Annotated in this window: 10 protein-coding genes; 4 read left to right on the forward strand and 6 right to left on the reverse strand. The window is 76.0% G+C overall.

Annotated elements, in window-relative coordinates:
• Window positions 1-205: 205 nt before the first annotated feature.
• The 4 genes from NT8_RS11975 to NT8_RS11990 all read right to left on the reverse strand — a co-directional run bounded on the left by NT8_RS11975 (window position 206) and on the right by NT8_RS11990 (window position 2,896).
• On the reverse strand, window positions 206-709 hold the full coding sequence (locus NT8_RS11975; protein ID WP_067967808.1) for a hypothetical protein: 504 nt from the start codon (window positions 707-709) through the stop codon (window positions 206-208).
• Between the two features lie 63 nt (window positions 710-772).
• Window positions 773-1,024 carry a hypothetical protein gene (locus NT8_RS11980; RefSeq protein WP_067967815.1) on the reverse strand — a complete coding sequence of 84 codons (252 nt, stop codon included), beginning with the start codon at window positions 1,022-1,024 and terminating at the stop codon, window positions 773-775.
• 212 nt (window positions 1,025-1,236) lie between these two features.
• Window positions 1,237-1,557 (reverse strand): hypothetical protein, encoded by a 321-nt coding sequence (locus NT8_RS11985; RefSeq protein ID WP_067967818.1) that lies wholly within the window; start codon window positions 1,555-1,557, stop codon window positions 1,237-1,239.
• Window positions 1,558-2,023: 466 nt separating this feature from the next.
• Window positions 2,024-2,896: an SDR family NAD(P)-dependent oxidoreductase gene (locus tag NT8_RS11990; RefSeq protein WP_245646134.1), complete on the reverse strand. Its 873-nt coding sequence runs from the start codon at window positions 2,894-2,896 to the stop codon at window positions 2,024-2,026.
• Between the two features lie 88 nt (window positions 2,897-2,984).
• Here NT8_RS11990 and NT8_RS11995 point away from each other — a divergent pair, with 88 nt between their 5' ends.
• Window positions 2,985-3,599, forward strand: a complete 615-nt coding sequence (locus NT8_RS11995) for a TetR family transcriptional regulator (protein WP_217999156.1) — start codon at window positions 2,985-2,987, stop codon at window positions 3,597-3,599.
• Here NT8_RS11995 and NT8_RS12000 read toward each other — a convergent pair.
• Together NT8_RS12000 and NT8_RS12005 are read right to left on the reverse strand one after the other, a co-directional pair.
• The gene (locus NT8_RS12000; RefSeq protein WP_067967821.1) at window positions 3,593-4,450 is read right to left on the reverse strand and encodes a biotin--[acetyl-CoA-carboxylase] ligase; all 858 of its coding nucleotides are present in this window, start codon (window positions 4,448-4,450) and stop codon (window positions 3,593-3,595) included. The two genes, NT8_RS11995 and NT8_RS12000, sit on opposite strands and share 7 nt — an antisense overlap.
• Window positions 4,451-4,762: 312 nt before the next feature.
• A complete protein-coding gene (locus NT8_RS12005; protein WP_174549559.1) occupies window positions 4,763-7,405 on the reverse strand; it encodes a phosphoenolpyruvate carboxylase in 2,643 nt (880 codons plus the stop codon).
• Window positions 7,406-7,588: 183 nt separating this feature from the next.
• Between NT8_RS12005 and NT8_RS12010 the strand changes: the two genes are divergently transcribed.
• The 3 genes from NT8_RS12010 to NT8_RS12020 all read left to right on the forward strand — a co-directional run.
• Complete coding sequence (locus NT8_RS12010; protein WP_067967823.1) at window positions 7,589-9,193, forward strand: acyl-CoA carboxylase subunit beta; 1,605 nt, start codon at window positions 7,589-7,591, stop codon at window positions 9,191-9,193.
• 74 nt (window positions 9,194-9,267) lie between these two features.
• Window positions 9,268-9,516: an acyl-CoA carboxylase subunit epsilon gene (locus NT8_RS12015; RefSeq protein WP_067967825.1), complete on the forward strand. Its 249-nt coding sequence runs from the start codon at window positions 9,268-9,270 to the stop codon at window positions 9,514-9,516.
• A 130-nt stretch (window positions 9,517-9,646) separates the two neighbouring features.
• The coding region (locus NT8_RS12020; protein WP_281203423.1) for a biotin carboxylase N-terminal domain-containing protein at window positions 9,647-9,899 on the forward strand (253 nt) is incomplete at its 3' end.

Below are 9,899 nucleotides of genomic sequence, written 5' to 3' on the forward strand. Positions count from 1 at the left end.
GGCCGTGCGCGTCAAGAATGCCCGGTGGCGTGGGGTTATCCCCGCACGGTGCCGACGGGTTCCACCACGGGGCGCGTCCGGTCCCCGTTCGGCATCCTCGCACAGGGCCGCGGCGGGCGCGGCGGGAGGGAGGCCGGCGCCGCCCCGGTCGGTGCCGGGTGCGGCCCGGCGCGCGGGCGGCCCGTCGGGCGGCGGCGGGCGGGTGTCAGCGGGGCGTGTCCTGCTCGGCCGGGTGCGCGTCACCGGGTGCGCGGTCCTCGGCGGCATCGCCGCTGCGCGTGCAGGTGAGCCGGGGCGGAAGGACCGGCCCGTCGGCCGTGTCGGCGTGGGCCCGGTCGGCCGGGAACAGCAGGTGCGAGGTGAACAGCAGGTGCAGCGCCGTCAGGTCGGGTTCGGTGAGGACGCAGGTGGCGCCGCCGCCGGGGACCCACACGTCGAAGGCGTGCTCGCCGTCGTCCTCCTCGGGCTCGGCGGGCGCCTCGGGACCCCGGGGGTCCTCGGCGGAGCCGCCGCGGGGCCCGGCCCCCGGCGGGCCGGGCGGCCGCAGCGGGTCGCGCGGCGGGGCGTCCGGGTACTCGCCGGGCGTGGGCGGGCCGGGCCGCCCGTCGGCCGGGTCGAGCCCTGCGGCGGCGGGTGCGGCGGCCGCCCCGAGGGCCGCCGCGACGAGCGCCCCGGTGAGGACGGCGCGGGAGGTGGTGTGACCGGTCATGATGGTGTGCTCCCTGGTCGACGCGGAGGCGCGGGCGGCCCCGGTCGGGCCGGGGCCGGGTGCTCAGCGGGCGGCGCTGGCGGTGGAGGTGACGGCGGCGCCCTTCGGGCCGGCGGTGTAGGTGACGCGGATGTAGGACACCGAGCCGTCGTCGGCGGCCACGGCCCGCACGAACGTCATCGTGGCGCCCTTGCGGGTGGCCGAGGTGTCCTGCTGGAGGAAGGCGGAGTCGGCCGCGGCGGCGGCCGGGGCGGCGAAGACGAGCGCGGGGACCGCGCAGGCGAGAAGCGCGAGGCGTCGGGCGGTGGTGGTCATCTGCGACCTCGTTTCCGTGAGCGCCCCGGTCGGTGCCGGAGCGGACGTGCGGCGCGGGCGGTCCCGCGGCGGTGGTGCGGCGGCCCGGGCCGGTGGCGGCGCCGGGCTGCGGTGCGGGAGGGCGGCCGCCGTCGCCGGCGGCCGCCCTCGTGCGCGAGCGCGCTGCGTCATGGGCGGCTCGGTCGCCGCCCATGACCGCGTCGCCGGGTGCCTTAGTCGGCGACGCTGACGATGTCCTCGGAAGCGGCACCGTGCGGGCCGGCGGCGTCGGCGGACTCGATGTAGATCACACCGCCACCGTGGCCGTGGCCGTGGCCACCCTTGCCCTTGCCCTTGTCGCCGTGGCCGTGGCCGTGGCCGTGGCCGTCCACGGCGGCGGCGAAGACGTCGTACGAGGCGGCGCCGTGCGGGCCCGCCACGTCGGACTCGTTCTTGTACACGCTGTCGGCCATGGCGAGGGACGCACCCCCGACGACCAGGGCCGGAGCGGTGATGGCGACGAAGGCGAGGCGGCGAAGAGACGTGCGGTTCATCTGCGATATCCCCTTCCTGGGACGGCCGGGCGCTCTGCCCGGCCGCGGCGTGCGGCACGCACCCCTGGCCCGCCCTGAGGCGGTGTCGCGGCGCGGTGCCATCCCCTCGACTGACCCGGTCGGGCGGCCATAACCCTATGGATCTGCTTGTGCGCGGAAAGTAATCTTTAGGGTCGTTGACGTCGTTCTGGCGGACATCGGTGGACATCGACGGGCGCGTCGCTCCACCCGCCGGGCACGGGCCTCCGCGCCCCGCCGACGCGGCGCGCCCGTCCCCCGGCGGCACGGCGACACGCCCGCTGCCGCCGCCCGCGCCCGCCCGTCCGGGGCGCTCCGGCCGCCGGCCGCCCTTCGGCGGACGCCCGCCGGCCCCGAAGCGGCGTCGACGGGCGTCCGCCCGCCGACCTTCAGGGCGCCATCGGCGCGGACGGCGGGAAGAACCGCCCAGGTGGCGGCGCGGGGGGCGTCAGCCGGCGAGCCGTTCGCACAGCGCCCAGACGGCGTCGCGGTTGCGCCGGTCGAGGACCGCGTCGGGCCAGGGGGCGGGGCGGCTCCGCGTGGTGAAGTAGGTCCGGTTGACGCCGCCGACGCGCGGGTCGGCGGCGAGGTGGATGCTCGATCGCGACGCCTTGACCACGGCCCGCCGTCCGTAGAGGACGGGCATGGCGGCCCGGAGCAGCGGCACGATGGGGCGCGCGGCGGCGGGGTAGGCGCCGGTCGTCAGGCCCCGGTTCATCGAGGTGTACGCGTGGCCGGGGTAGGCCACATTGAGGGTCGCGCCCTTCCCCTCCAGGCGTTCGGCGAACGTGTAGCTCATGGCCATCAGCGCCAGCTTGGTCTGGTTGTAGTGCGACAGGCCGACGAAGTCCCGCTCCCCTTGGAGGTTGTCGAGGTCGATCCGGCCCTTGGGGACGCCGCCGGTGATGTTGACGATCCGCCCCGCACCGGTGCTGGTCAGCGCCGGCAGGAGCAGCCGGGTCAGCAGGTAGGGGGCGATGACGTTGGCGGCGAAGGTGGTCTCGACGCCGTCCTCGGTCAGCTCGCGCCGCTCCCTGGCCACCCCGACGTTGTTGACGAGCACGTCGAGCCGGTCGTGCCGTTCGAGCACCTCCTCGGCGAGCCGGTGCAGATCGCGCCTGCGGGTGAGGTCGGCCGTGTGGACGGCGATGCCGTCGTTGCCGCTGTCGCGCCGGAGTTCCGCCGCCGCCGCCTCGGCGCGGCCGGGGTCGCGGCCGACGAGCACCACGCGGGCGCCGAGCCGGGCCAGTCCGCGTGCGGTCTCCTTGCCGATGCCGCCGGTGCCTCCGGTCACCAGGACGGTCGTGCCGCGCAGGGTCATCGCTGTCGCCTCCTCGATCGTGGGTCGGCACGACTATGACACCAAATGCAGAACATGTCACCTAGTGTCGAGTAGTAGACTCCGGTGCATGACCGAGGGACTGCGGGACCGCACCCGGCGGGCGGTGCGCGCCGAGATCGCCGAGGTGGCGCTCGGCCTGTTCGCCGCCCAGGGCTTCGACGACACGACCGTCGACCAGATCGCCCGCGCCGCCGGGCTGACCAAGCGCAGCTTCTTCCGCTACTTCCCGACGAAGGAGGACGCCGCCTTCGCCGGCGTCGACGTCACCGGCGAGCACGTCGTCCACGCCCTGCGCGAGCGGCCCGTCGACGAGACCCCGTGGCGGTCCCTGCACCAGGTGCTGCGCGACTGGCAGCAGCGGATCCACGCCTCGGAGCAGGCGGTGGCGAGCCTGCGCCTGATCGAGTCGACGCCGTCCCTGCGCGCCCGCGTGCACGAGAAGCGCGAACACTGGCGCGGCGCGGTGAGCGAGGCCCTGCGCGACCGGTCCGACGGCGGTCTCGACGCCTTCACCGCCGACCTGCTCGTCAACGCCGCGACCGCCGCGCTCGACACGGCCACGCGGGAATGGCTGCGTTCGGGCGGCACCGCCGACCGCCTCGCGCTCCTGGACCGGGCCTTCGCCCTCCTCGGGCCGAAGGAGGCGGCCGGCGCCGGCCCCTCACGGAACGGGCGTCAGTAGGCCCCGTCGGCGCGCCGGACGTGCACGACGTCGCCCGCGCTCACGGCCTCGCCGGTCCCGCCGGGGCCGCGCACCACCAGCCGGCCCTGGGCGTCCACGTCGGCGGCGGTGCCCTCCAGCAGGCGCCCGCCGGGCAGGTGGACCCGCACCCCGAGGCCGATGGTGGCGCACCGCTCCCGGTACTCCGCCGCCAGTCCGCAGGCGTCGGCGTCGCCCCCGGCGCCGTGCCAGGCGGTGTACCGGTCGGCGAACGCGTCGAGGACCGCGCGCAGCAGAGCGGCGCGGTCGCGGCCGCCGCCCTCCAGCGCCAGGGAGGTCGCGGTGGGCACCGGCAGTTCGGCCCGGTCCTGGTCGACGTTGAGGCCCATGCCGATGACCACGCCCGGCCCCTCGGCGGAGAACGCGGCCTCGGCGAGGATGCCGGCGAGCTTGCGCTCCGCGCCCCCGTCGCCGCCGGCGAGCACGTCGTTGGGCCACTTCAGGCGGGCGCGCACGCCCGAGGCCGCGGCGACGCCCGCGACGGCGGCCGCGCCCATCAGCAGCGGCAGCCAGCCCAGCCGGGCGGACGGGACGTCGGGGCGCAGCAGGACCGAGAAGGTGAGGGCGGCGCGCGGCGGGGTGTGGAAGGCCCGGTCGAGCCGGCCCCGGCCCGCCGTCTGGTGCTCGGTGACGAGCACGGTGCCGCCGGGCGCGCCGCCCTGCGCCGCCCCGACCAGGTCGGTGTTGGTGGACCCGGCCTCGGGGACGACCCGGACCCGCCGCCACAGCCCGCCGGGGCGCACCAGGGCGCGTTCCAGTGCGGCCGCGTCGAGCGGGGGCCGGTCGGTACGGGGGGCCGGGTCGGTCGCCATACCCCCATTCAACCGCCCCGCGCGGACGGCCGACGGCCCGCACCCCCGGCGGGGGCCTCCGCCCCGGCACCACCACGGCCGGCCCGCCACACGCCCCGCGAAAGACCGCACACCGACACCGGCGGCGGCCCGCAGCGGACCGCCCCCGACGCGACGGCATCAGCCGACAGCACGCACACCCCGCGCCGGGACCTCCACCCCGGCGCCGCCGGCGCGGCCATCCGCCGCAGGTCCCGGCAGAGGGGCGCACACCTGCGCACTGGGGCCGGCCCGCTAGCGGACCGGCCCCGGGGCGGCGTCAGCGGGGCGGCGTCAGCCGGTGTTCTGCAGACCCGCGGCGACGCCGTTGACCGACAGCAGGAGCAGCCGCTCCAGGTGTCGCTGGTCGTCCTCGGACAGCCCCGCGGCCTCCTCGCCGCGCAGCGCCTCCAAGGCGCGCAGCTGCAGGTGCGACAGCGCGTCGACGTAGGGGTTGCGCAGGTCGACCGCGCGCGACAGGACGCGCCGGTTCTCCAGCAGCCGCTCGTGCCGGGTCACCTTCAGCACGAGGTCGCGGGTGCGGTCGTACTCGTCGAGCACGAGGGCGGTCAGCTCCGGCCGCCCGCCCAGGGCCAGGTAGCGCTCGGCGATGGCCCGGTCCGTCTTGGCCAGGCTCATCTCGGCGTTGTCCAGCAGCGACGAGAACAGGGGCCAGTCGGTGTAGGCCGCGTGCAGCGCCTCCAGGTCGTCGGCCGCCGCCAGCCCGGTGCCCAGCCCGAACCAGCCGGGCAGGTTGACCCGGGTCTGGGTCCAGGCGAACACCCACGGGATCGCGCGCAGGTCGCCGAGGCCCTTGGCCGCGCCGCGCCGCGACGGGCGCGACCCCAGCCGCAGCTCGCCCAGCTCCTCCAGCGGGCTGACCCGGGAGAACCACTCGGCGAACCCGTCGGTGTCGATGAGCCGGCGGTAGGCGCCGTGCGCGGCGTCGGCCACCCGGTCGGCCAGCGCCCGGTGGGTCGCCGACGCCCGGCGGGCGCGGTCCTGCACGGCCTCCGTGGACGCCATGAGCACGGCGTGCCCGACCTGCTCGATGTGCCGGTGGGCGATCGCCCGCTGCCCGTACCGGGCGAAGATGACCTCGCCCTGCTCGGTCACCTTGAACCGGCCGGCCACCGACCCCGGCGCCTGCGCGAGCAGCGCCCGGCTGGCCGGGCCGCCGCCGCGGCCCAGCGACCCGCCGCGGCCGTGGAACAGGGTGAGCCGGACGTCGTGGCGCTCGGCCCACTCCGCGAGCTGGGCCTGCGCGTCGTAGAGGCGCAGGGTCGCGCTGACGGGGCCGACGTCCTTGGCGGAGTCGCTGTAGCCGAGCATGACCTCCATGCGCCGCCCGGTCTCCTCCAGGCGCCGGCGCATGGGCGCCAGCTCCAGCATGCCGTCCAGGACGCGGGGCGCGGCCTCCAGGTCGGCGCCCGTCTCGAACAGCGGGATGACGTCGAGGACCGGCGCCTGCCCCTCGGGTAGCGCGTACCCGGCGAGTTCGTAGACGGCCGCGACGTCCTCGGCGCTGCGGGTGAAGCTCACGATGTAGCGGCGGCACGCGTCGACGCCGAACCGCTCCTGGATCCACGCGACGACGCGCAGGGTGGCCAGCACCTCGCGGGTGCGCTCGGAGGGCTCCTCGCCCGCGCGCAGCTCGCGCAGCGCGGCCGCGTGCACCTCGCTGTGCTGGCGGATCTCCAGCTCGGCCAGGTGGAAGCCGAACGTCTCGGCCTGCCAGATGAGGTGCTGCAGCTCCCCGTTGGCCTGCCGGGCGGCGCCCGCCCGCGCGAGCGAGCGCTGCACGGTGCGCAGGTCGGCGAGGAACGCGTCGGGGCCGGGGTAGGCCAGGTCGGCGTCGCGCAGCCGGGTGGCCCGCAGCCGCTCGGTGGCGAACAGCAGGAGCTGGCGGTGCGGCTCGTTGGGCGACCGCTTGGCGATCTCGGCCATGACGCGCGGGTACCCGGCCTCGGCGGTGGCGAGCGTGTTCACCAGGTCGCGGTCGGGCGGGGTGAGCGTCGTGTAGACGGTGAGGGTGCGGCCGATGCGCCCGCACGCGTTCTCCAGCGCGCGCAGCACGTGCTCGGACTGGATGGCGATGGCCTCGCGGGTCACCTCGTGGGTGACATAGGGGTTGCCGTCGCGGTCGCCGCCGATCCAGCTGCCGTAGCGGACGAAGGGGACGGCGCGGGCGGGGGCGCGGCCGGTGCCCTCGGGGTCGATCGCGGCGTCCAGGGACCGGTAGATCTCCGGGACCACCTGGAAGATCGTCTCGTCGAACGCGGCGAGGGCGGTGCGCACCTCGTCGAGCGGGTCGAGCCGGGTGTAGCGGAGCTGGGAGGTCCGCCAGAGCAGGTCGATCTCCTCCAGCAGGCGGCGGCGGGCCTCGGCCTCCACCGAGCTGCCCGGGTGGGCGTCGCGGAAGCGTTCGAGCTGGCCGCTGATGCGCAGGATCGACGTCGACACCGCGCGCCGGCGGGCCTCGGTGGGGTGGGCGGTCAGAACGGGGTGGAACCGCATCCCCTCGACCGCCTCGCGCAGCCGGTCCTCGCCGGAGTGCTCGCGGATGTGCCGCACGGCCGCCGCCAGCGACTCGCGCGGCGGGTGGTCGGCGTCGTCGCGCTCGCGGAGCGCCCGCATGCGCTGGTGCTCCTCGGCGAGGTTGGCCAGGTGGAAGTAGACGGTGAAGGCCCGCGCCACCTGCTTGGCCCGCTCCAGGGGCCAGGAGGCGACCAGGGCGGTGATCTCGTCACCGGAGACCGAGCCGTCGCGCGCGCCGATGACGGCGCGCCGCAGCCGCTCGACGTCGGCCAGCAGGTCCTCTCCCCCGCTCTCGGCGAGAACGGTGCCGAGCATCTCGCCCAGCAGCCGGACGTCACCGCGCAGGCGGTCGGGGATCTCCTGGCGGGCACTGTCGCGTTCCGCGCTTACCGCTGTCATGCCCCCGACCCTACCCAGATTGGTCTGAACCACTGGTGAACAACCCCCTGCATTCCCCCCACCACCCCCACCCACCAGCCACCCCCCGCACCCGGCCGTTCGGGCGGCCCGGGGGCGGTTCCGGGGAGGTGGGGGCGGGGCGCTTGCGGGGGTGGGGTGGGGGCGCGGCTATCGTGAGGCGTTATGGCGACCGAAGCCCCTGAACCGCTGCCCGCGGCGGAGATCGACGTCCACACGACCGCGGGCAAGCTCGCCGACCTGCAGCGGCGCCGGTACGAAGCCGTCCACGCCGGGTCGCAGCGAGCGATCGAGAAACAGCACGCCAAGGGCAAGATGACCGCCCGGGAGCGCATCGACGCCCTGCTCGACCCCGGGTCCTTCGTCGAGTTCGACGCCCTGGCCCGGCACCGCGCGACCGGTTTCGGCCTGGCGGCCAACCGCCCCTACGGCGACGGCGTGGTCACCGGGTACGGCACGGTCGACGGCCGCCCCGTCGCGGTGTTCAGCCAGGACGTCACCGTCTTCGGCGGCTCGCTGGGCGAGGTGTACGGCGAGAAGATCGTCAAGGTGCTCGACCACGCCCTGAAGACCGGCTGCCCCGTCGTCGGCATCAACGAGGGCGGTGGCGCCCGCATCCAGGAGGGCGTCGTCGCGCTCGGCCTCTACGCCGAGATCTTCAAGCGCAACGTGCACGCCTCCGGTGTGGTCCCGCAGATCTCGCTCATCATGGGCGCGGCGGCGGGCGGGCACGTCTACTCGCCCGCGCTGACCGACTTCGTGGTGATGGTCGACCAGACGTCGCAGATGTTCATCACCGGACCCGACGTCATCAAGACCGTCACCGGCGAGGACGTCACCATGGAGGACCTCGGCGGCGCGCGGGCGCACAACACCCGCTCGGGGGTCGCGCACTACATGGGCGCCGACGAGCAGGACGCGCTCGACTACGTGCGCGAGCTGCTGTCCTACCTCCCGGGCAACAACCTCGCCGACCCGCCCGCGCTCCCGTTCGACCCGGAGCCGGAGGTCACCGACACCGACCGGGAACTCGACACCTTCGTCCCCGACTCCGCCAACCAGCCCTACGACATGCACCACGTCGTGGAGCACGTCCTGGACGACGGCGCGTTCCTGGAGGTCCACCCGCACTTCGCCACCAACATCGTGGTGGGCTACGGGCGGGTCGACGGCCGCCCGGTGGGCGTGGTGGCCAACCAGCCGCTGAGCCTGGCCGGCTGCCTGGACATCGACGCCGCCGAGAAGGCTGCCCGGTTCGTGCGCACCTGCGACGCCTTCAACATCCCGGTGCTGACGTTCGTGGACGTCCCCGGGTTCCTGCCGGGCACCGACCAGGAGTGGAACGGCATCATCCGGCGCGGCGCCAAGCTCATCTACGCCTACGCCGAGGCCACCGTCCCGCTGATCACCGTGATCACCCGCAAGGCGTTCGGCGGCGCCTACGACGTCATGGGCTCCAAGCACCTCGGCGCCGACATCAACCTGGCCTGGCCCACCGCCCAGATCGCGGTGATGGGCGCCCAGGGCGCGGTGAACATCCTGCACCGCCGCACGCTGGCGGCCTCCGACGACGTGGAGGCCGAGCGCGCCCGGCTCGTCCAGGAGTACGAGGACACCCTGCTCAACCCCTACGCCGCCGCCGAACGCGGCTACGTCGACGGGGTGATCCTGCCGTCGGAGACCCGGGTGGCGATCGCCAAGGGGCTGCGGTCGCTGGCCGACAAGCGGCGGCAGCTCCCGCCGAAGAAGCACGGCAACATCCCGCTGTGACACCCCGGGCCCGGTCCGCCGGGCCGCCGGCCGCGCCGCGCGCGGCCGGCGGGGGAGGTAAAGGAGAGGCACCGATGTCCCACCCCGCGCCGGAGTCCGGTCCCGCGCCGTTCCTGCGGCTGGTGCGCGGCCGCCCCTCGCCCGAGGAGGCCGCCGCGCTGGTCGCGGTGCTGACCGCGCGCGCCCGGGCGGCGGCCGCCGCCCGCGACGCCGCCGCGGCCGCCCCGGAGCCCCGCTCGGCCTGGTCCGACCGGTCGCGCCTGGTCCGCCGCCCGCTCGCCCCCGGCCCGGGGGCGTGGCGCCGGAGCCTGCACCCCGGGTGAGCCGCGGCCGGCCCCGGCCGGACCCCCGGCACGGGGCGCGCCGCCGCCCCGCCCCTCTCCCGCCCCGCCCGCCCGTCCGGGCACGGGCCCCGCTGACCCCGCTGACGCCGTACCAGGAGGAGTTTCGACCGTGCGCAGAGTCCTCATCGCCAACCGCGGGGAGATCGCGGTCCGCATCGCCCGGGCGTGCCGGGACGCCGGCATCGACAGCGTCGCCGTCTACGCCGAGCCCGACCTCGACGCCCTCCACGTCAAGGTCGCCGACGAGGCGTACGCCCTCGGCGGGTCGACCGCCGCCGACAGCTACCTCGACATCGCGAAGATCCTCGACGTCGCGGCCCGGTCCGGCGCGGACGCGGTGCACCCGGGCTACGGGTTCCTGG

The sequence above is a fragment of the Nocardiopsis trehalosi NBRC 14201 genome, assembly GCF_001552555.1.
GTDB lineage: Bacteria > Actinomycetota > Actinomycetes > Streptosporangiales > Streptosporangiaceae > Nocardiopsis_B > Nocardiopsis_B trehalosi.